Consider the following 21,215-nt stretch of genomic DNA (forward strand, 5'->3'; position numbering starts at 1 on the left):
GCAGTACAGTTGCATGCCGTGCAGTCCACGCAAGCAGGAGTGATCCGTGTCGCAGCCCTCCCGATTCCGCTATGAAGAAGTTGCCGATTTCGTCGCCGGCCTGGCCGGCCGCGGCGCGCTGCAGCCCGGAACCCGGGCGCCGTCGCTGCGCGAGATCAGCACGCAGCAGCGCACCAGCCTCAGCACCGCCGTGCAGGCCTACCGCCTGCTCGAAGACCGCGGCGTTCTCGAGGTGCGGCCGCAGTCGGGCTATTACGTGGCCAAGGCGCCGCCCGCACTGCCCGTGCCTACTACCGCGCGGCATTCGATCCGGCCCGCCAAGGTGGAGCTGTCGGGACTCATGCTGAACCTGCTGGAGCACGCCTCGGACGAAGCTTTCGTGCCGCTCGGCTGCGCCATTCCCAATCAGCGCCTGCTGTCGTCGTCCAAGCTCGATCTCGTTCTTTCGCGCACGGCGCGCGTGAAGGGCAGGCAATGCAACACCTACTCGCCGCCACGCGGCGAGATGTCGCTGCGGCTGGAGATCGCGCGGCGCGCGCTGCGGTTCGGGCAGGCGCTGTCGCCGGACGACATTGCCATTACCTGCGGCTGCACCGAAGCGCTGGCGCTGGCGCTCGATGCTGTCACGGAGCCCGGCGACACGGTGGCGATCGAGTCGCCGACCTACTTCGGGCTGCTGCAGGTGCTGCGCGCGAAGAAGCTCAAGGTGGTCGAGCTGCCGACCGATGCTGTCACCGGCGTGGACGTCGACGCGCTCGGCCATGCCGTGGCCTCGGGCAGGGTGCGCGCCTGCGTGCTGGCGTCGAGCTTCAGCAATCCGCTCGGCTGCACCATGCCTGAGGAAAACAAGCGCGCCGTCTTGCGGCTGCTTGCGAAGCACGGCGTGCCGCTGATCGAGGACGACGTCTACGGCGACATCCATTTCCGCGAGGAGCGGCCGTTGCCTTTCAGCGCGCTCGACACGCACGACAACGTCATCTACTGTGGCTCGTTCTCCAAGACGCTCGCGCCCGGCTACCGCATCGGCTGGATCGTGACGAGGCGCCACATGGCGAGGGTGCTCGAAACCAAGTTCGCCACGAGTCTTGCCACACCGGTGTTGACCCAACTGGCGCTTGCCACCTTCCTCTCGAACGGCGACTACGACCGCCACCTGCGCCGCATTCGCCGCGAGTTTGCCGACACGCTGGGCCGCATGACGCGGGTGATCGAGCAAGAGTTTCCACCGGGCACGAAGGTGTCGCGGCCCAAAGGAAACTTCGTGCTGTGGGTCGAGCTGCCCGAGCCGGCCGACACGCAACTGCTGTTCGCAGAGGCGCTGGAGAAGGGCATCTGCTTCGCACCCGGGGTCGTGTTCTCGGCCAGCGGCAAGTACGCGAACTGCCTTCGCCTGAGTGGTGGCCACGGCTGGGACGCGCGCATCGAGAAGGGCCTGCGCACGCTCGGCGCCATGGCCTGCAAGGCGTTCGCGGGCCGGAGCCCCAAGCCATGATTTCAGTCCATCTTCACGGCCAGCGCTTTCAGGTTCGTGCCGCTGCAGTCATCCTTCATGCCGGCCACCTGCTCGTGCACCGGGCTCCGGGCGACGCGTACTGGGCCTTGCCGGGAGGCCGGGTCGAAGTGGGCGAGCAGGCGTCGGCCACGATCGTCCGCGAGATGAAGGAAGAACTCGGCGAAGACGTCGAATGCGGCGAGCTTCTCCACATTGCGGAGAACTTCTTCGACCTCGGCGGCCAGCGCAATCACGAGATCGGCTTTTACTTTCGCGTCTCGCTGGCCGAGACTTCGGGCTGCCTCGACAAGGCGCGGATCTACCCGGGCATAGAGAGCCACCTGGAACTGGAGTTTCGCTGGTTCCCGGTCGCGGAGCTTGCGTCCATCAATCTGCGGCCGACCTTTCTTCCGGCCTCTCTGGCAGCCGATCCGCCGGTTTTCTCGCACGCGGTGCAGCGCGAATACCCCTGATCGTTCGGGCGCACATCGGTCTTGGCGGCTCAGCTTCTGGCAGTGCCGGAACCCAGGCGCGAGAAGGCCTCGGACAAACACTCCACGAACACCCGTATGCGCGATGAGAGCTGATGCCGCTGCGCGTAGACGGCATGGATGTCCGCATTGGGCGTCCGGTACTGCGGCAGCACCTGCACCAGGCGGCCGCTTGTCAGATAGCGCTCGATGTCCCACTCGGCGCGCATCACGATGCCATGCCCGTCCAGCGCCCAGCGCACCGCAATCTCCCCGTCGTTGGTGGTCAGCGCGCCGCGGACCTTGACGGTCTCGGTGTGCTCCCGGTGGCCCTTTCCGCTCGACAGGCGCCAGACCCCGTAGGCGTCGTTGCCCTGGCGAATCCCAATGCAGTCATGGCGCGCCAAGTCACTCGGCACCGCCGGCATGCCGCGCTGCGCGAGGTACTTGGGCGAGGCGCACAGCAGCCGGCGGTTCGGCGCGAGCCGCTTCGCGATCACTCTGGCGTCAGGGGGCTCGCCGAAGCGGACGCAGACATCGAAGGCGTCGTCGGTCAGCGGCGGCGGGTCGGCAGACAGCTGCAACTGCACCTCGACGTCGGGGCACAAGCGGCTGTAGCGTGAAATCACCGGCGCCACGTGCATGCGGCCGAAGCCCAAAGTGGCATTCACGCGCAGCAGGCCTTTCGGCGATCCGCTGCCTTTGGCCAGGAGCTGGTCCAGGTCATCGAGCTCCCCGAGGATGCGGCGTGCGTGTTCGAGGAACACCTCGCCCTCGGGCGTGAGGCTCATGCGCCGCGTGGTGCGGTTCACCAGCGGCGTGCGAAGCCGCTGCTCCATCTGGGACAGCCGCTTGCTCACCGCCGGCGTGGAGACGCCCAGATTGCGCGCCGCGGCGCTCAGGCTGCCGCCGGTGGCAATTTGAACGAAGAAGCCCAGTTCGGAGGGCTGGATGCCATGGCTCATGGTCGGCCGATTGTTGACTTGCGGTTAAGGATGGATTCACTTTACCCGTGCAACGCCATCGGACGCAAACCACAGAATCGGTCGAACCATTCAAAGGACACGGCGCACATGAAGACGTACAAGATCGCAACCATCCCCGGGGACGGCATCGGCAAGGAAGTCGTGCCCGCGGGCCAGCAAGTGCTGGAAGCCCTCGCTTCGGCGGGCAGCGGCTTCAAGTTCGAGTTCGAGAATTTCGGCTGGGGCGGCGACTGGTTTCGCACGCACGGCACGATGATGCCGGCCGACGGCCTCGACGCGCTGCGCGGCAAGGACGCCATTCTGTTCGGCTCGGCGGGCGACCCGCACATTCCCGACCACATCACGCTCTGGGGCCTGCGCCTGAAGATTTGCCAGGGCTTCGACCAGTACGCCAACGTGCGCCCGACGCGCATCCTGCCGGGCATCGACGGCCCTCTGAAGCGCTGCGGGCCCGACGACCTCAACTGGGTGATCGTGCGCGAGAACTCCGAAGGCGAATACGCGGGTGTCGGCGGCCGCGTGCACCAGGGCCACCCCATCGAAGCCGCCACCGACGTGTCGATGATGACCCGCGCCGGCGTCGAACGCATCATGCGCTTCGCGTTCAAACTCGCGCAGTCACGCCCCCGCAAGCTCCTGACCGTCATTACCAAGAGCAACGCCCAGCGCCATGCGATGGTGATGTGGGACGAGATTGCGTTGCAGATCTCCAAGGAGTTTCCGGACGTCACCTGGGACAAGGAACTGGTCGATGCATCGACCGCACGCATGATCAACCGGCCGGCCTCGCTCGACACCATCGTGGCCACCAACCTGCATGCCGACATCCTCAGCGACCTGGCCGCCGCGCTCGCGGGCAGCCTGGGCATTGCGCCCACCGGCAACATCGACCCCGAACGCCGCTACCCATCGATGTTCGAGCCCATCCACGGGTCGGCCTTCGACATCATGGGGAAGGGCTTGGCCAATCCGGTAGGTACCTTCTGGTCGGTCGTGATGATGCTCGAGCATCTGGGCGAAGCCGAGGCCGCAAAGCGCGTCATGGAAGCGATCGAAGCCGTGACAGCCGACCCGGCGCTGCATACGCGCGATCTCGGAGGCATCGCCACCACGGCGCAGGTTACGCAGGCGGTATGCGCGCGGCTCGGGTCGACCGAGCGGCAGCGCCAGGCCGCCTAGGGCGCGCTGAACTCAATGCCTATCAAGACCGAGAACGGCACAGGCCGTCAGCCTGGAGACAAAGACATGAAGCAACGATTCGCCGTCGGGCGCCGCACCCTCACGGGAACCGCCTTCGCGGCGCTCGGCCTGTCCATCGTGCCCTGGGCTGCCGCGCAGGAGCCGTGGCCGGCCAAGCCGATCAGCCTGGTCGTGCCGTTCCCGTCCGGCGGCACCACCGACGTGCTGGCGCGCGCGCTCGCCGATGCGCTGTCCAAGAGCCTGGGCCAGCCCGTAGTCGTAGAGAGCAAGCCGGGCGCTGGCGCCACGCTTGGCGCCGACTACGTCGCCAAGGCCAAGCCTGACGGCTACACGCTGCTGATGGGCGCGGTGCATCACACCATCGCCACCAGCGTCTACAAGAAGCTTCCGTACGATTTTCAGAAAGATCTCGTCCCCATCACCACGGTGGCGATGGTGCCGAACGTGCTGGTGGTCAACGCTTCGCTCACGCCGGCCAAGTCAGTCGCCGAACTGGTTGCCCTCGCCAAGGCGTCGTCCAAGGAGATGGCCTACGGCTCCAATGGCAACGGCACCGCGCAGCATCTGATCGGCACCCAGTTTCAGGCCAGCACCGGCGTGAAGCTGCTGCACGTGCCGTACAAGGGGAGTGGGCCGCTCACGACCGACCTGCTGGGCGGACAGGTAGACATGTCCTTCGACACCATCACACCGGTGCTGCAGCACATCAAGGGCGGCAAGCTGCGCGCGCTGGCCGTCACCACGGCCAAGCGTTCTGCCGTGCTCCCCGATGTTCCGACACTCGACGAAGCCGGGCTGAAGGGCTTCGACATCGGCACCTGGTTCGGCGTGCTCGCGCCGGCCGGAACGCCCAAGGACATCGCTGCGAAGCTGAATGCCGAGATGGTCAGGATCATCAAGTCGCCGGACTTCGCCGAACGGATGCGCGCGATCGGCGCCGACCCCATCGGCGACAGCGCCGCCGAGATGGCCGCCCGGATCCGCGAAGAGACGATCAAGTTCGCCAGGCTTGTGAAGGATGGCAAGGTGGCGGTCGAATAGCCGCCACCGGGCTTCCGATCACTTGCCCCAGATCGTCCGATAGGCGGCGCGGTAGCCGTTGTCGGGGTCGAAGCTGTTCTTGGGGCCGCCATCGTTCTTGATGTTGTCGGCCGTCACGAGGTGCACCGGCGTCGAGTAGCCGCTGGCCGCCTGGCCGCCGAGTGCGCGGTTGATTTCATCGACCATCTGCCAGCCGTGCAGATTGAGCGGCTCCGGCACCGTGCCGGCCTGGAAACGCTGGTTGCGGATGCGCTGGTACGCCGACTCCGAGCCGTCGCCGCCCGAGAGGTTCTGCAGACCCTTCGCGCTGGCGCCGGCCGACTGCAGGGTGGGACCCATGAAGTCGAAATAGAGATCGTTGATGCCAAGGGAGTAGGTCCACTTGGCGCCGTGGCGCTGGATCAGCGAGGTCGTCAGCTGCGGCATGCGGGTCGAGGTGTCGGCGAGCGGCGTGTCCTCGACGCCGAGCAACGTGCAGCCGCCGCACTTCCGGATGACGTCGGCCATCGCGTTCGACTTGGCGATCGCGACCGCGTAGGCCGAGTCGGTGAACACCACCACGCCCGCCTTGCCGTCCGACTTCGCGACCGCATAGAGCGCCGCGATCTCCGCCACGTCCTGCGCGCTGGTCGTCACGTTGAAGAACATGCCGTCGACGGCGCCGGCTTCCTTCGCGGCATGCCAGCCGACCACGGGCACCTTGCTCTCGGTGGCTTTCTTCACGTTGGCGGCTTGCTCCTTGGCGTCGAAGCCGCCGAGCAGAATGCCGGCCGGCTTGAGCGCCATCGCCTGGTTGAAAGCGGCGGTGCGGCCTTGCACGGTGCCTTGCCCGTCGAGCACACGCACCTTCCAGCCGATGGCGCCGGCGGCTTCTTCCACGCCCTTGGAGACGCCGAGCACGCCGCCGTTGCGCATGTCGGACGCGACAAACACGATGGTCTTGTCGGCCGCCGCCTTGGGGCCGGTGGTGGGGCCGTCCCATTTGTTCTTCGGTGCCGTGGCGGCTGCGACCTTCTGCCTGGCCAAGTCCAGAAAGTCGTCGGCCATTGCGTGGCCGCCGAGGCCCGCGAGAACGGCGGCCAGGGTGCTGGCGAACACCGCGCGGCGGGCCCGGTGCATCGATACATGGAAGGATGTCGTCATGGTTGTCTCCTGTTGTGGTTGGTGAATCTGCGCGGAAAGAAACTCAAGTCTTCAAGGGAAGCGTCGGCGCGCTTGCCGGATGGGATGCGATCTGCTGCTCGGCGATCCGGCGCTTGATCGACTGCCCGCGTTTGCGTTGGGCATAGCCCGCGATGCCGATCGACACCAGCAGCGTGACGCCGTTGAACAGCGGCTCGACGAAGAAGGCGCCGCCGAACTGCTGGATGCCGGAGATGCCCACCGCGAGGATCGCCACGCCGACCAGGGTGCCCCAGACGTTCACGCGGCCCGGCCGGATGGTGGTGGAACCGAGAAAGGCCCCGACCAGCGCCGGCAGCAGGAACTCGAGCCCGACACCGGCCTGGCCGATCTGCAGGCGCGAGGCCAGCACCACGCCGGCAAAGGCCGACAGCGTGCCCGAGGCGACGAAGGCGCCCATCACGCATTTCTGCAGCGGAATGCCGTTGAGCACCGCCGCCTTCGGGTTAGAGCCGATCACGTAGAGCGCGCGGCCGATCGGCGTGTGCTCGCTCACCAGCCAGAGCACCACGGCCAGCGCCAACACGTAGAAAGCAGTCACCGGCAGGCCGAACAATTCCGCACCGGAAATGTTCAGGAAGCCGTCCGGCAGGCTGCCGATCACCTGCCGCCCACCGCTGTGCCACAGCGCGACGGCGTACAGCACGGTGCCGGTGCCGAGCGTGGCAATGAAGGAGTCGATCTGCGCCTGCTCCACCAGCAGGCCGTTGAGAACGCCGAACAGCGCGCCGCACAGCAGCACCACCGCCACCGCCGCGGGCCAAGGCAGCCCGAACTGGGTCTGCAGGCTGATCGCCAGGATGTGCCACAGCACGATGCCGTAGCCCACCGTGAGGTCGATCTTGCCGGTCATCATCGGAATGGTGGCGGCGAGCGCGAGCAGCGCGATCACCGACTTGTCGCTCAGGATCGAGCGCAGGTTGAACAGCGTCGGAAAGCTCTGCGGCAGCAGGATCGAGAACAGCACGATCAGCCCGAGCGTCAGCACCGGCAAGCCGTAGACCGGTGCCTGCCGCCCGATGCGGCCGATCAGGCCGGAAACCCTGGCATCGAAAGACGGATCGGGTTCGAGCGCGGTGGCTTTGATGGAAGTGGTCATGATGCGATTGCCTCTTGTGTTGTTGTGTGGGTTCGTGATGCCGGGCCGTCGGCGCCCGCCGCGGCGACCAGCAGTCCGGCGACGGTGAGCGCGGTGCCGTCGAGTTCGCATGCCACCGTGCCGTTGCGAAACACCATGGCGCGCGTGCACACGTTGGCGACCTCCTCGAAGTCCGTGGAGATCACCAGCACGCAGACGCCGGCGTCCGCCTGCTGGCGCAGGATTTCGTAGATCTGCCGCTTGGCGCCGACGTCGACGCCCGCGGTGGGCTCTTCGAGGATGAGGAGCGGCAGCTTCAGGTTCATCCATCGCGCCAGCACCACCTTCTGCTGGTTGCCGCCGCTGAGGTTCTGCACCTCGGCCTGCGGCGCCGGCGGATTGACGTCGAACTGGCGGATCAGGCGGCGCGCCTCGGCCGATTCGTCTTGCGGCGCCAGCCGGGTCAGCAGGGTGCCGAGCGTCAGTGCCGGATTGGGAAACAGGTTCTCCTGCACGCTGAGGCTGCCGCCGAGGTTCTCCTCGAGCCGGTCGGCCGCCACCAGCCCGATGCCGAGCCGGATCGCTTGCGCGGGATTGCGCGGCGCAACCGGTTGTCCGCCGAGCAGGATGCGGCCGCGCTCCAGTCCGGACAGGCCGAAAAGCAGGCGCCCGATGGCCTCGTGCCCGGCGCCGCGCAGCCCGATCAGGCCGAGCACCTCGCCGCGGCGGGCCTGCAGCGTCACGGGGCCGGCGTTGGCCGAATACACCTCGTCGAGTGCCAGCAGGGTCTCGGTGCCGTCGCCGCGGGCCTTGGGCAGCGACACGTCGAACTTGCTGCCGACGATCAGCTCGACCAGTTCCGCCGCGCTCGCCTCGGCCGTGACCCGGGTGCCGACCAGCTTGCCGTCGCGCATGACCGCGGCACGGTCGGAGATGTCCATGATCTCGTCGAGCCGGTGCGACACGTAGATCATTGCCACGCCGCGCTCGCGCAGCTGCCGCAGCAGGGCGAACATGCGCTGCACGTCGGCCATGGGCAGGCTGGCCGTGGGCTCGTCGAGCACCAGCACTCGGGCGTCGGCGTCGAGCGCGCGGCCGATCGCGAGCAGCGACTTCTCGGCGCGCGTCAGCGTGAAGACGCGCCGCCGCGGATCGATGTCGCAACCGACATGCCCGAGCACGCGGCATGCGTTGCGCTCGACCTGCTTCCAGTCGATCAGGCCGAGCCGGCGCGGAAAGCCCATGCCGAGCGCCACGTTCTCGGCCACCGTCATCCATTCGACGAGGCCGAGGTCCTGGTGGATGAAGGCCATGCCTTGCTCTTCGCGCGGCGCGGCGCGCCACTCGGCCTCGGGGCGGCCCTGCAGCGCGACGCTGCCGCTGTCCTGGCCGTAGACGCCGGCCAGGATCTTGATCAGGGTGGACTTGCCGGCGCCGTTCTCGCCCAGGAGCGCGAGGATCTCGCCGGCGTGCAGGTCGAGCGAGACGTTGTCGACGGCCTGGGTGCCGCCGAAGCGCTTGCTGAGCGCCTCGACGCGCAGCACGCGCGTTGCGGTTGCGGCGTGGTTCACAGGAGCACCACGCATGAGACGTCCGGCTCGCGCTGCGTGCCGATGAAGCGCTCGAAGGCCAGCGTTTCCATGTTGAAGTAGCCCAGCTTGTCGTTGTCCTGGCTCACGAAGGCGAGCGGCCGGGTGGGGTGGAAGCTCAGCGCGATGGCGCGCGCCTCCATCGGAATCCGGGCCAGTTCCTTCAGGGTCTGCGGATCGACCACCGACAGGCTGCGCTCCCCATAGTTGGTGACCACGAGCCGCCCGTCGCGGTAGAGATACAGGCGCGTGGCGTCGTCGCGGGACGGGGCTTCGCGCAGCACCGTCATGCTGGCGGTGTCGATGGCGGCGAGCGTGTTGCTCCAGCGGTTGGTCACGTAGAGCGTTTTCTCGTCGGCCGAGAGCGCATAGCCTTCGGGCTTCTCGCCGGGAGAGCAGGGCACCGGTGCCACCGTGGCGTCGTGCGGCCGGACCTTGGTCACGGTGTGCGAGAGCAGGTTCATCACGTAGGCGGTCTGCCCGTCGCGGGTGAGGGCGAACAGGTGGCTCTTGATGCCGCCGGCGGGCACTGCGCGCCGCGGGGCGGTGTCGGTCTCCGGATGGTCGAGCACCACCAACTGGGCTCGGTCTTCGCTCAGCGCATAGAGGCGGCCCTGTTCGTCCATCTGCATGCCGTGCAGCCGATTGAAGGGGGCGATGTCGATGGTGCGCGCGAGCTTGCGCGCCGCGATGTCGATCTGGAAGATGCGCGTGCCGCCGTGGCCCAGATGGCCCGAGGTCTCGACGCCGTAGTGGCCGATGTAGGCAAAGCGCTTCGCCGCGTCCACCACGAACTCATGCGGAAACGCTTCGAGCGCGATGCTGTGCAGCCGCTCGCCGCTCGCAATGTCGTAGTAGCTGAAACAGTGGCTGCACTTTTCCACCAGAAGCAGGATTTCTTGGGTCATGGACGCTGGATTCCTTCCGTGCGAAGCACGATTCGATAGAGCGAGCTGCTCGCCGCGATGTAGAGCTGGTTGCGGCGCGCGCCGCCGAAGCAGAGATTGCCCACTTTCTCGGGCACGTGGATCTTGCCCAGCAGGCTGCCGTCGGGGTGATAGACCTGAACGCCGTCGAGGCTGCTGGTGTACAGCCAGCCCTGGGTATCGAGGCGGAAGCCGTCGGGCAGGCCGGGGTTCACCTCGGCGAACACGCGAGGGTCGGCAAGCCCATCGGCGCGCACGTCGAACACCATCAGGTGGTGGCGGCCGCTGCCGTCGCTTCGCATCGCGGCCGAGGTGTCGCTGACGTAGAGCCGGGATTCGTCGGGCGAGAACGCAAGGCCATTGGGTTCCTGCACCGCGTCGGTCATCGCATCGAGGCGGCCGCTTGCCGGATCGAAGCGGAACACATGATTGGCCGCCTGCTCGCGCTCGGCGCGATGGCCCTCACGGTCGCTCGCAATGCCGTAGGGCGGGTCGGTGAACCAGAGGGTGCCGTCGCGCTTCACGACGATGTCGTTGGGCGAATTGAGGCGCTTGCCGAGGTAGCGGTCGACCACGATCTCGTCGGGTGCATCGGCCTGAACGCCACCGGCCGAAACGCGGGTGCGCACGATGGCGCGCAGCCCGTGCGAGCAGTGGAGCAAATCGCCGTTGAGATCGCGCGTGTGGCCGTTGGTGAATTCGACACCCGTGCGCCACACGCTCATGCCGTCGCGTTCGCTCCAGCGCAGCATGCGGTTGTTCGGAATGTCGCTCCAGAGCACGGCTTGGTCCTCGTGCATCCAGACCGGACCCTCGCTCCATTCGGCGCCAGTGCACAGTTGCTCCAGCCGGGCGCCTTCGACGATGGGCCGCAGGCGCTCGTCGAAGACTTCGATCGAAGGGTTCATGCCGTCGTTCCTCATTCAGGGTGCGCGGATCAAGCCAGGTTGTCGAAGTTTTGCATGTGGGGTCCTTGTTCAGCGTGCCCAGCGCAGCACCAGCGGATCGAGCCGGCGCGCGGTTTCGATCAGGCCCTTGCGGGTTTCGGGGTGCATGGCGGGCCACGGGTGGCGCGGCGCTTCGCAGGCGATCACGCCGCCTTCCTTCATCAGCGCCTTGGCCGCGAGAAAGCCCGATTGCCGGTTCTCGTGGTTGATCAGCGGCAGCCAGCGCTGGTAGAGCGCAAAGGCCTTGTCGCGGTCGCCCGTGCGATGGGCTTCGATGATCGGGCGAATGCCGTCGGGGTAGCCGCCGCCGGTCATCGAACCGGTGGCGCCGGCATCGAGGTCGGGCAGCAGCGTGATGGCTTCTTCGCCATCCCAGGGGCCTTCGACCGCGTCGCCGCCAAGCCGGATCAGCTCGCGCAGCTTCGATGCGGCACCGGCCGTTTCGATCTTGAAGTAGGAGACATGCTCGATCTCGCGCGCCATCTGTGCGAGGAACGCGGCCGACAGCGGTGTGCCCGCGGCCGGTGCGTCCTGGACCATGACGGGAATGCCGACCGCGTCGGACAAGCGTGCATAGAACGCGTGGATCTGCGGCTCGGGCACGCGGAAGGTGGCGCCGTGATAGGGCGGCATCACCATGAGCATGGCGGCGCCCATGTCCTGCGCGCGCCGGCTGCGCGCGGCACAGACCTCGGTGCTGAAGTGCGTGGTGGTCACGATCACCGGTACGCGGCCGGCAACGTGCTCGAGCACGGTGCGCGTGAGCACTTCGCGTTCGTCGTCCGACAGCAGGAACTGCTCGGAGAAGTTGGCCAGGATGCACAGGCCGTCGGAGCCGGCATCGATCATGAAGTCGACGCAGCGCTTCTGGCTTTCGAGATCGAGTTCGCCGTTCTCGGTGAACGGCGTCGGTACGACGGGGAAGATGCCGCGAAAGCGGACGGGGTGAGCGGTTGTCATGGTGCGGTGATGAAAGAAGTTGCGTGTCAGGTGACCACGCTGATTTGCCAGGGCACGAACTCCTGCTGCCCATAGCCGTGGAGTTCACTGCGCGAAGGCTGACCGGAAGCTGTGTCCAGCAGCATTTCGAACAGGCGGGCGCCCAGTTCCTCGATGCTGCGTGTGCCGTCGAGCACTTCGCCGCAGTTCAGGTCCATGTCGTCGGACTGGCGCTGCCACAGCGCGGTGTTGGTGGCGAGCTTGAAGGAGGGCGAGGGCGCGCAGCCGTAGGCCGAGCCTCGGCCCGTGGTGAAGCAGATCAGGTTCGCGCCGCCCGCGACCTGCCCGGTGGCGGAGATCGGGTCGTAGCCCGGCGTGTCCATGAACACCAGGCCGCGCGCCGTCACCGGCTGCGCATACTCGTAGACGTCCACCAGGTTGGTCGAGCCGGCCTTGGCAATGCCGCCCAGCGATTTTTCGAGCACGGTGGTGAGGCCGCCCGCCTTGTTGCCGGCCGAGGGGTTGTTGTCCATTGCCGCGCCGTTGCGCGCGCAGTAGGCCTCCCACCAGCGGATGCGCTCGACCAGCTTGCGCCCGACCTCGAGCGTTTGCGCACGCCGCGTGAGCAGATGTTCTGCGCCGTAGATCTCCGGCGTTTCCGAAAGGATGGCCGTGCCGCCGTGCTGCACCAGCAGGTCGACGGCCGCGCCGAGCACCGGGTTGGCCGAGATGCCCGAATAGCCATCGGATCCGCCGCACTGAAGGCCGATCACCAGGTGGCTCACGGGCACGGTCTGGCGCTTCACGGCGTCGGCTTGCGGCAGCATCTCGCGGATCAGCTCGATGCCCCGTGCAATGGTGCGCGTGGTGCCGCCCGTGTCCTGGATCGTGAAGCTGCGCAGGCGGGTACTGTCGGTCAGGCCTTGCGTGGCGAGCAGGGTGGACACCTGGTTGGTCTCGCAGCCCAGGCCGATGACCAGCACGCCCGCGAAGTTGGGGTGGCAGGCGTAGCCCCCCAGCGTGCGCTGCAGGATGGCCAGGCCTTCGCCCGCTGGATCGACCGCGCAACCGGTGCCGTGCGTGAGCGCCACCACGCCGTCGATGTTCGGATACGGCGCGAGCATGTCCGGATGGATGTCGCGCCGGAAGCGGTCGGCAATGGCGCGCGCCACCGTGGCCGAGCAGTTCACCGAGGTCAATATGCCGATGTAGTTGCGCGTGGCGACGCGGCCGTCTTCGCGCACGATGCCTTCGAAGGTTGCGGGCTCCGCGGCGTATGCGGTCGCGCGCGCATCGGCCGCATGCGCATGGTCGCGCGTGAAGTCGCCCATCGCGAGGTTGTGCGTGTGCACATGCTGGCCCGCCCGAATCGGCTGGCTCGCAAAGCCGATGATCTGCCCGTAGCGGCGCACGGCCGCGCCCGGCTCGATGGCGCGCGCAGCCATCTTGTGGCCCGGCGGAATCAGGCCCGCCACGGCCACGCCTTCGCTTTCGATGTGCGTGCCCGCGACCAGCTGGTCGAGCGAGATCACGACATCGTCCTCGGCATGAAGCCGGATCACGCGTGCGCGGGGTCGGAACAATGGGGAGGCCATGGCAGGTGCACCGTCACTCGACGATGTTGAAGTCCTTCAGATGCTCGGTCTTCAGCGTGAGGCCGAGGCCCGGCGTGTGGTCGTCGAGCTGCAGGAAGCCGTTCTCGGCCACCGGCTCGCCGTCGAAGATGTAATAGAACAGCTCATTGCCCACTTCCACGTCGTGCATCGGGAAGTACTCGGCCATCGGCGAGGCCAGCGTGCTCATGGTCAGGTGGTAGTTGTGCATCTGGCCGGCATGCGGAATGACCGGTACGCTGTAGGCCTCGCACAGCGCATTGATCTTGTGCGCGGCCGTGATGCCGCCGACGCGGTTGGTGTCGTACTGCACGACCGACACTGCCTTGCGGTCCAGCAACTGCTTGAAGCCGTAGAGCGAGAACTCGTGCTCGCCGCCCGAGATCGGAATGTTGGTGAGCTGGTTGAGCTCGGCATAGCCGTCGATGTCGTCGGCGATGACCGGCTCCTCGAGCCAGCGCGGCTGGAACTTCTCGAGCTTGGGCAGCATGCGCTTGGCGTACTCGACATTCCATCCCATGTAGCACTCGAGCATCAGGTCGTTGTCGTAGCCGATGACTTCGCGCACGGCTTCGACGGACTTCAGGTTTTCTGCCACGCCTTTCTGCAGGTGCGCCGGGCCGTAGCCGAAGCGCATCTTGAAGGCGGTAAAGCCCTGGTCGAGAAACTTCTGCGCCTCGGCCTGCATTTCCTTCAGGTCGGTGCGGTAGAGCTTGGAGTAGTAGCAGGGAATCTTTTCCTTGGTGCGGCCGCCGAGCAGCTTGAACACCGGCTTGTTCACCGACTTGCCCAGGATGTCCCAGATCGCGAGGTCGACTGCCGAGATGGCGGCCATGGTCACGCCCTTGCGCCCCCAGGCGTGCGTGGCGCGGTACATGCGCTGCCACAGGTACTCGTAGTCCCACGGGTCCTGGCCGACGACCAGCGGCGCAAGGTATTGGTCGATGATCGCCTTGGCGATGGCCGGCGCGAGCGCCACGTTGCCCAGGCCCACGATGCCGTCGTCGGTCTCGATCTCGACCACGGTCCACGAATGGAAGCGGAAGGTGCTCATGGTTTCCTGCGGCGCGTACAGCAGGTCCATCGCGTTGGAGCAAAAGTTGCCCTGCGGCGGAACGGTCTTGCCCTTCCACTCGAAAACGCGGGCGCGAACGGATTTGATCTTCATGGTGTCTCTCTGGAGTTGAGGGGGTTCAGGCGGGTGCATGGTTGGCGAGGCGGTGCGCGGCGCCCATGCGGCCCGCGATGCGGAAGGCCTGCCACATGGCTTCGACGCTGGCCTTGCCCTGGCCCGCGATGTCGTAGGCCGTGCCGTGCGCCGGCGTGGTGATGGGAATCGGCAGCCCGCCCTGCACCGTGACGCCGCGGCTGAAGCCCATCAGCTTGATCGCGATCTGGCCCTGGTCGTGGTACATGGTCACGACGGCCTGGTACTCGCCCGCCTGCGCCTTCAGGAAGATGGTGTCGGCCGGGAAGGGGCCATGAAAGGGCGACTCGGTGGGCCAGTCGCGCGCCTGCAGGCGCTGCACGGCGGGCACGATGACGTCGACCTCTTCGCGCCCGCAAAGCCCTCCGTCGCCGCCGTGCGGGTTGAAGGCCGCAACCGCGATCTTGGGCTGCGCCACGCCGTTGGCCAGCAGCGAGCGGTAGATCAGTTCGGCCGCCTGCTCGATGCGCTCCACGCTGACGTAGCTCGCCACGTCTTTCAGCGGCACGTGCGAGGAGATGCGCGAAGTCCAGAGCTCGCCAAGGGTGTTGAACTCGCAGAAGTAGCCGGCCACGCCAAGGTGCTGCGCGAAATGGTGCAGCTCGTCTTCGTGCTGCATGCCGCCGATCTTCATGGCGTGCTTGTTCAGCGGTGCGAAGCAGATCGCGTCGACCTCGCCGGCCAATGTCGCGTTCATGCACCGGTCGAGCACCTGCAACACCGAGCGGCCGCCCGGCGCCGCGGCCTGGCCGCGTTGCACCAGCGCGGGGTCGATGCTGTCCATGGCAAGGAATGCGGGTCGCGCAACGTTCGCACGGCCGCGCACATCGGCCAGCGATTGCACTTCGTCGGTGGCGACCGAGGTGCCGGCGATGCGCTGGCCTTCGTCCCACAGCCAGCGGTCGCCGATCAGCACGATGTTGGCCAGTGCGGCGGCCTCGGGCTTGGCCAGCAGCTTGGCGATCAGTTCGGCGCCGATGCCGGCGGGGTCGCCGAGCGTGAGCGCAACGACGGGAAGGGAAGGTGTGTTCGTCATGTCAATCCAGGCGGATGTGGTTTTTCTTGATGAGCTCGCCGAAGCGCTTGTATTCGGCGGCGTGGAACTGCGCGAACTGCACCTGGGTCATGGGCGTGATCTCGGCGCCGACCGCTTCGAGGCGGGTCTTGGTCTCGGGCATGGCGAGCACCTGGTTGACCGCGGCGTGCACCTTGTCCTGCACCGCCTTGGGCGTTGCGGCGGGCATATAGATGCCGTACCAGGCGCTCATCTCGACGCCGGGCACGCCGGCTTCGGCGAGGGTCGGCACGTTGGGCAGCTGCGCGTTGCGCTTGGCGGTCGTCACGGCGAGTGGGCGGACCTTGCCGTTCTTGATCTGGCCGATGACCGAGGGCAGGGTGTCGAAGCTCAGCTGCACCTGGCCGCCGATCAGGTCGACCAGGGCCGGGCCGCTGCCCTTGTAGGGCACGTGCGCGATGTCGACGCTCGCCGCGTCCTTGAACATTTCGGCAGCGACGTGCTGCGTGCTGCCGGCGCCGCTGGTGGCGTAGTTGAGCTTGCCCGGCTCCTGTTTGGCCAGCTTGACCAGCGCCTGCACCGAGTCGGCCGGCACGCTGTTGCTCACCACCAGCACGTTGGGCACCGCACCGACGAAAGCCACCGGCACCAGGTCGCGGTTGCTGTCGTAGTTGAGCTTGAGCAGGTGCGGTGCAATCGCGTGCGCCGTGACCACGCCCATCACCAGGGTGTGGCCGTCGGTCGACTTGGCCGTGGCGTCGGCCGCCAGCGTGTTGGAAACCCCGGGCCGGTTCTCGACCACCACCGGCTGCTTGAGCAAGGGGCCGAGCCGGTCGGCCACCGCGCGGGCCATTGCGTCGGTGCCGCCGCCGGGCGCGGAGCCGACCATGATCCTGATCGGGCGGGTGGGCCAGTCCTGCTGGGCCTGCGCGGCGCTGGCGGCGAACGCCAGCACCCCGGCAGCCGCGGCCGCCATGAGCTTTTTCATCTGCTTGTCTCCAGATTGTTCGAGTAATCGTTGGCGGCAATCGTAGGCATGCGATTGATGCACGTAAACTGAAAGCTCTTGATCGATCAATATCCTGAGGTAATCAATCGTGGGCTCCATCGACAGGCAGGATTCGACCCCCCAGCTGCTCAACCGCGTCCGCATGCGGCAGGTTGCGCTGATGCTCGCGGTCGAAGAGCGGCGCACCCTGCGCGCCGCGGCCGATCAGCTCGGCCTGACGCAGCCGGCCGCCACCAAGATGCTCCATGAGCTCGAGAGCGCACTGGGCCAGCCGATGTTCGAGCGCGTCGGGCGCGGGCTGCGCCTCAATGCGGCGGGCGAGCGCGTGATGGGTTACTTCAGAGGCATCCGCGGCAGCATGGAGGCGCTCAATCGCGAGCTGCACGAGCTCCAGCTCGGCAGCGTCGGCAAGTTCTCGCTCGGCAGCATCATGGCGGCCTCGCCCGGCCGGCTGACCGATGCGCTCACCGAACTCAAGGCGGTGCATCCTCTGCTGGCCGTCGAGATCGCGGTGGACACCAGCGACAGGCTGCTCGCCCAACTGCACGAAGGCGTGCTCGAGGTGGTGGTGGGGCGCCCCGTGGGCCCCGAGGCCGCGGCCTGCACCTTCAAGGCCATCGAGGACGAGGCCCTGGCGGTGGTCGTCGGCAACCAGCATCCGCTGGCCGGGCGCTCACGCGTGGCCTTTAGCGATCTGCTCGACTACACGTGGATCTTGCAGCCGGCGCACAGCCCCATGCGCGACGTGATCGAGCGCGAGTTCCAGGTGCACCACGCCGTGATGCCGCCCGGCCTGATCGAGACCGGTTCGATCCTCACGACCATCAACCTGATCCGCAAGTCATCGATGGTCGGCGTGATTCCCGCAACCGTCGCGCGGCGGGACGCCGAGCACGGCGTGCTCAGCATCGTGCAGTACGTGATCCGGCACAAGCTTTCCACCTACGGCAGCATCGTGCGCATGGACCGGCCGCTGAGCCTTCCGGCGAAGCAGTTTTTGGAGCTGTTGCACAGGAGGCGGTAGTCGAGTTGGGACATGAAGCCTGGTTGAGATCTGGAACCAACTTCAACAGACTGTGTTGCGAAGCTCGTCAGGCATCAATGACAACGAGCGGATCGCCGATGGCATAGAAATGTCCGCCGGCGATGTAGTGCAGGCTGCGCAAGGCCGGATCAGCAGTCTCGAAGTTCCAATGTCCGTCCTTGAACACGCGCGTATCAGACCAGGCTCCGACGATCTCGCCGATGAACAGGTCGTAGGTCTGTTGGTTGTGCGGCTCGGACACGACCTTGCAGGCCAGCCAGGCCGAGCATCCGGCAACAAAAGGCAAGTCGTGGCCATCGATTGAGAACAGTTCGACTCCGCTCTTCGACAGCTTCCCTGGCTCATCGTACAGACTGCGATGCCCCACCTGGTAGGTGAGGGCTAGTTGAGCAACGGTGGGTACCTGGATCGCGAAGATACCGCTCTTCTCGACGAGCTCTCGGGTCATGGCGATCTTGTCCAGCACGATGGTCAGCTTGGGCGGGTTGTAGTCCAGCGCGCAGGCCCAGGCCGCCGCCATGACGTTGTCCACACCACCATGGCGCGCCGACACCAGTACCGTAGGACCATGGTTGAGCAAGCGATAGACCTTCTCCAGCGGCACCGGAGCGACGTGTTTGTCCATGAGGGAAGGTCTGAACAACGCAGAAACGGCAGCCGTCTGAGGTCGTTCGATTTGAGATCGTTCACCGGATCCATGATCGAAGGCGCGTCAGCGTGAGGTCTCGGCCGTGTTTGCGGCCCTCAGGCCACCTTCGGACGGACTGCTCCCATGAGTTGTCGTCGCGCCATCCACAGGTTCGACAGCGCGAACAGGGTCAACAGATGCGCGGTGTTCTTTTGCAGGCCACGGAAACGCACCTTCATCAAGCCGAACTGGCGCTTGATCACGCGAAACGGGTGCTCCACCTTCGCGCGCACGCTGGCCTTGCGATGCTCGTGCTTCTGCAATCGCGCCTTCGCACGCCCCTCGGGCAACTTGGCGATGTCGCTCGGCCGGGCAGCGATGTGCCACTGCAAGTTGTCGCGCTGCACACGCGTTTGCGCGCCCCGGTAGCCGGAGTCGGCCCAGACCTGTTCTTCCTTGCCGTGAAGGAGATCGGCAACCTGTTCGACATCTGCTTCATTGGCCGATGTGGTCGCCACCGAGTGAACCAGCCCGCTGTCGGCGTCCACGCCGATGTGCGCCTTCATGCCGAAGTGCCACTGGTTGCCCTTCTTGGTCTGGTGCATCTCCGGGTCGCGCTCGCCCTCGGCGTTCTTCGTGGAACTGGGTGCCGCGATGATCGTCGCGTCGACGATGCTGCCTCGCTTGAGCAGCAGGCCCTTGCGCGACAGGTGCGCATTGACCTGCTTGAAGATGTCCTCGGCCAGGTCCGACTCCTCGAGCATGTGGCGGAAGTTCAGGATCGTCGTCTCGTCGGGAATCGGCTCGCTCAGAGTCAATCCGGCGAAGTTGCGAAGCGAGGCAATCTCATACAGCGCTTCTTCCATCGCCGGGTCGGACAGCGCAAACCAGTTCTGCATCAGGTGCACGCGCAGCATCGCCTCCAGCGGGTACGGCCTGCGGCCTCGGCCGGCTCTTGGGTAGTGCGGCTCGATGACCTTCAGCAGCGCCTTCCAAGGCACCACCTGCTCCATCTCTTCGAGGAAGACCTCGCGCCGCGTCTTCTTGCGCTTGCCCGCGTACTCCGCGTCCGAGAAGCTGATCTGGCTCATCACTGCTGTTCCTTTGAACGAATCAACGTCTCAGGGGATGATCGGTGGACTTGTTCAGACCTTCCTGAGGACTCCTTCGTTCAGACATCTGGTGCCTTCGTTGTCAATGGAAGCCGAGTCGTGCAGCGCCAATCAGATCATCCGGTCCGAGGTCACGACATGAACACCAGGCTTCGGGCGGATAGCCGCTTCGAGCAGCGCGCTGGCGATCTGCGGGGGCGGATTGAGGCGCCAGCGCTTGGGCAGCAGCGGCCCCGCCAATGTCAGTCCAATCACCATCATCCGCTCGCCCAAGCGGAACTCGTCCCTGTGCCCGCCGATGACGCCGGGCCGCACGCAGGTCAGTGATTCGAAACCCTGCCCCATCAGTGCTTGTTCCAACTCGCCCTTGACCCTGTTGTAGAAGAAACTCGAGCCGGCATCCGCACCGATGGCCGAATTCAGCGCGTAGGTCGGAGTTCCATGCGCATGCGCCAATCTGGCGACGGTCAACGGGTAGTCGCAGTCCACGCGGCGGAACGCCTCCTCGGAGCCTGCGGTGCGCATGGTGGTGCCCAGCGCGCAGATCACCGCATCCGCCTGCCACCAGTCGGCGTCCTGCGGCAGACGATCGAAATCCACCTGCGGGCTGCGCAGCTTCGGGTGCGTCGTCAATACGCGTCGGGTGGGCGCGACCACAGCTTTCACGCGTGGATCGGCCAGCGCGAGTGTCAGCAAGTGGCGCCCGACCAGACCGGTAGCGCCGACGAGCAGAAGTTTCATTTTTTCGATGCCATGCGCGCGGAGTGTGGGTGGCACTCCGCGACGGTCGCTGGTGTCGCTCAGGGGGCGACGTTCGTGTGATAGATCTTGCTGATCACGGTCCACTTTCCATCAACCTTCAGCAGATGGAAAAAGTCAGTAAAACAAAAACCGGAAACGTCGTTGGTATCGACGCGAGCGCTGGCGGCGGTGCCGACGATGTCAATTCTGACGATCGCAGCTTGCGCTTCGGGCGAAGGACGAAAGGCGCTGTCGATCCCGTCGAACAGATTCTGGATGGCGCCGCCTGTCAGCTTGCCGTCCGCGCCGAGGCCAAAAATGGTTGCCTGCTCGCTGAAAGCGGGCTTCATGATGCTGCTCTTGGCCTGCTTGCAGCCATCGTTGTACTTGTTCAGCACTTCGACGATAGCGTTGTACTCCGGGACGTAGGTAGGCTTGTTCATGGTTTCACTTTCGGTTGGTTTGAATAACTTGCGCGCGTGGCACCTCCGCTCGCGGCTTCGCCGTTCAGGATCTGCCCCACGTCGGAGACCAGCGAGTCCGTCCTGAATTTGGCTGGCGCTCAGTGCACGGCTCAACGGTGCGAACGGCACGGCGATGGCAAAGTCTATGAACTTGGAACGTCAAAGAAAAACAATATAAATTCGTGCTTGACGCCAAAAAAATCGATGAATAGGTGTCACTCGATTGGCAGTATTTCGTCGTGTGGATGACCTGGCTATCGATACCTGAGGCGCTCACCCGGTGATCGGCGGACTCCACACATTCATTGCGGTGTGCAAGCAAGGCACCTTTGCCGCAGCTGGAGACCGCATCCGACTCACCCAGCCCGCGGTGGGCAGCTAGAGAAATGAAGAGGCGCGCGGAGTTGCGGCGGGCACGCCGCTTTGAGGAGCGGGTGGCACAACGGGTTCCTGCCGGCGGATTGCCGAAGCCGGCTGCCGCGAAGCAGCAAGGTCTTCAAAGCGAGCTGGGAGCGTAGTCGGAAGGTGGCT

Annotated in this window: 21 protein-coding genes; 6 read left to right on the forward strand and 15 right to left on the reverse strand. The window is 66.1% G+C overall.

The features are described 5' to 3' along the window. Nucleotides 1-46: 46 nt before the first annotated feature. Nucleotides 47-1,492, forward strand: a complete 1,446-nt coding sequence (locus QFZ42_RS08740; RefSeq protein WP_307700586.1) for an aminotransferase-like domain-containing protein — start codon at nt 47-49, stop codon at nt 1,490-1,492. After that, complete coding sequence (locus QFZ42_RS08745; RefSeq protein WP_307700587.1) at nt 1,489-1,965, forward strand: NUDIX hydrolase; 477 nt, start codon at nt 1,489-1,491, stop codon at nt 1,963-1,965. The genes QFZ42_RS08740 and QFZ42_RS08745 overlap by 4 nt, the downstream gene beginning before the upstream one ends. Before the next feature lie 29 nt (nt 1,966-1,994). Here the strand turns inward: QFZ42_RS08745 and QFZ42_RS08750 are convergent, their stop codons facing one another. Beyond that, on the reverse strand, nt 1,995-2,927 hold the full coding sequence (locus QFZ42_RS08750) for a LysR family transcriptional regulator (RefSeq protein ID WP_307700588.1): 933 nt from the start codon (nt 2,925-2,927) through the stop codon (nt 1,995-1,997). Nucleotides 2,928-3,035: 108 nt separating this feature from the next. Between QFZ42_RS08750 and QFZ42_RS08755 the strand changes: the two genes are divergently transcribed. Continuing rightward, nucleotides 3,036-4,127 carry a tartrate dehydrogenase gene (locus QFZ42_RS08755; protein ID WP_307700589.1) on the forward strand — a complete coding sequence of 364 codons (1,092 nt, stop codon included), beginning with the start codon at nt 3,036-3,038 and terminating at the stop codon, nt 4,125-4,127. A gap of 66 nt (nt 4,128-4,193) precedes the next feature. Next, on the forward strand, nt 4,194-5,189 hold the full coding sequence (locus QFZ42_RS08760; RefSeq protein ID WP_307700590.1) for a Bug family tripartite tricarboxylate transporter substrate binding protein: 996 nt from the start codon (nt 4,194-4,196) through the stop codon (nt 5,187-5,189). A gap of 18 nt (nt 5,190-5,207) precedes the next feature. Here the strand turns inward: QFZ42_RS08760 and QFZ42_RS08765 are convergent, their stop codons facing one another. The 10 genes from QFZ42_RS08765 to QFZ42_RS08810 all read right to left on the reverse strand — a co-directional run bounded on the left by QFZ42_RS08765 (nt 5,208) and on the right by QFZ42_RS08810 (nt 16,673). After that, entirely contained in the window at nt 5,208-6,332 is a 1,125-nt protein-coding gene (locus QFZ42_RS08765; RefSeq protein ID WP_307700591.1) for a substrate-binding domain-containing protein, read from the reverse strand. A 43-nt stretch (nt 6,333-6,375) separates the two neighbouring features. Continuing rightward, nucleotides 6,376-7,470, reverse strand: coding sequence for an ABC transporter permease (locus tag QFZ42_RS08770; RefSeq protein ID WP_307700592.1), 1,095 nt, complete (start codon nt 7,468-7,470; stop codon nt 6,376-6,378). Further along, a complete protein-coding gene (locus QFZ42_RS08775) occupies nt 7,467-9,035 on the reverse strand; it encodes a sugar ABC transporter ATP-binding protein (RefSeq protein WP_307700593.1) in 1,569 nt (522 codons plus the stop codon). Before QFZ42_RS08775 ends, QFZ42_RS08770 begins: the two co-directional genes overlap by 4 nt. Next, entirely contained in the window at nt 9,017-9,946 is a 930-nt protein-coding gene (locus QFZ42_RS08780) for a YncE family protein (protein WP_307700594.1), read from the reverse strand. The genes QFZ42_RS08775 and QFZ42_RS08780 overlap by 19 nt, the downstream gene beginning before the upstream one ends. Beyond that, on the reverse strand, nt 9,943-10,872 hold the full coding sequence (locus QFZ42_RS08785) for an SMP-30/gluconolactonase/LRE family protein (RefSeq protein WP_307700595.1): 930 nt from the start codon (nt 10,870-10,872) through the stop codon (nt 9,943-9,945). Before QFZ42_RS08785 ends, QFZ42_RS08780 begins: the two co-directional genes overlap by 4 nt. A gap of 69 nt (nt 10,873-10,941) precedes the next feature. Continuing rightward, on the reverse strand, nt 10,942-11,871 hold the full coding sequence (locus tag QFZ42_RS08790) for a dihydrodipicolinate synthase family protein (RefSeq protein ID WP_307700596.1): 930 nt from the start codon (nt 11,869-11,871) through the stop codon (nt 10,942-10,944). Between the two features lie 26 nt (nt 11,872-11,897). Continuing rightward, entirely contained in the window at nt 11,898-13,445 is a 1,548-nt protein-coding gene (locus tag QFZ42_RS08795; RefSeq protein WP_307700597.1) for a UxaA family hydrolase, read from the reverse strand. 13 nt (nt 13,446-13,458) lie between these two features. Further along, nucleotides 13,459-14,631 (reverse strand): L-rhamnonate dehydratase, encoded by a 1,173-nt coding sequence (locus QFZ42_RS08800; RefSeq protein WP_307700598.1) that lies wholly within the window; start codon nt 14,629-14,631, stop codon nt 13,459-13,461. A 25-nt stretch (nt 14,632-14,656) separates the two neighbouring features. Continuing rightward, a complete protein-coding gene (locus tag QFZ42_RS08805) occupies nt 14,657-15,706 on the reverse strand; it encodes a 4-hydroxythreonine-4-phosphate dehydrogenase PdxA (RefSeq protein WP_307700599.1) in 1,050 nt (349 codons plus the stop codon). A gap of 1 nt (nt 15,707) precedes the next feature. After that, entirely contained in the window at nt 15,708-16,673 is a 966-nt protein-coding gene (locus QFZ42_RS08810; protein WP_307700600.1) for a Bug family tripartite tricarboxylate transporter substrate binding protein, read from the reverse strand. A 109-nt stretch (nt 16,674-16,782) separates the two neighbouring features. Here QFZ42_RS08810 and QFZ42_RS08815 point away from each other — a divergent pair, with 109 nt between their 5' ends. Continuing rightward, on the forward strand, nt 16,783-17,718 hold the full coding sequence (locus tag QFZ42_RS08815) for a LysR family transcriptional regulator (protein ID WP_307700601.1): 936 nt from the start codon (nt 16,783-16,785) through the stop codon (nt 17,716-17,718). Between the two features lie 67 nt (nt 17,719-17,785). Here the strand turns inward: QFZ42_RS08815 and QFZ42_RS08820 are convergent, their stop codons facing one another. The 4 genes from QFZ42_RS08820 to QFZ42_RS08835 all read right to left on the reverse strand — a co-directional run bounded on the left by QFZ42_RS08820 (nt 17,786) and on the right by QFZ42_RS08835 (nt 20,663). Continuing rightward, a complete protein-coding gene (locus QFZ42_RS08820) occupies nt 17,786-18,364 on the reverse strand; it encodes a flavin reductase family protein (RefSeq protein ID WP_307700602.1) in 579 nt (192 codons plus the stop codon). Between the two features lie 119 nt (nt 18,365-18,483). Further along, entirely contained in the window at nt 18,484-19,458 is a 975-nt protein-coding gene (locus QFZ42_RS08825) for an IS5 family transposase (RefSeq protein ID WP_307700603.1), read from the reverse strand. Between the two features lie 132 nt (nt 19,459-19,590). Beyond that, nucleotides 19,591-20,220, reverse strand: a complete 630-nt coding sequence (locus QFZ42_RS08830) for an NAD(P)H-binding protein (protein ID WP_307700604.1) — start codon at nt 20,218-20,220, stop codon at nt 19,591-19,593. Between the two features lie 59 nt (nt 20,221-20,279). Next, nucleotides 20,280-20,663, reverse strand: a complete 384-nt coding sequence (locus QFZ42_RS08835; protein WP_307700605.1) for a nuclear transport factor 2 family protein — start codon at nt 20,661-20,663, stop codon at nt 20,280-20,282. Between the two features lie 301 nt (nt 20,664-20,964). On the opposite strand from QFZ42_RS08835, the gene QFZ42_RS28300 reads away from it, so the two are divergent. After that, nucleotides 20,965-21,066, forward strand: a complete 102-nt coding sequence (locus QFZ42_RS28300; RefSeq protein WP_373423320.1) for a LysR family transcriptional regulator — start codon at nt 20,965-20,967, stop codon at nt 21,064-21,066. Nucleotides 21,067-21,215 lie beyond the last annotated feature (149 nt).

It is taken from the genome of Variovorax paradoxus, assembly GCF_030815855.1.
In the GTDB taxonomy this organism is placed as follows: Bacteria; Pseudomonadota; Gammaproteobacteria; order Burkholderiales; family Burkholderiaceae_C; genus Variovorax; species Variovorax paradoxus_M.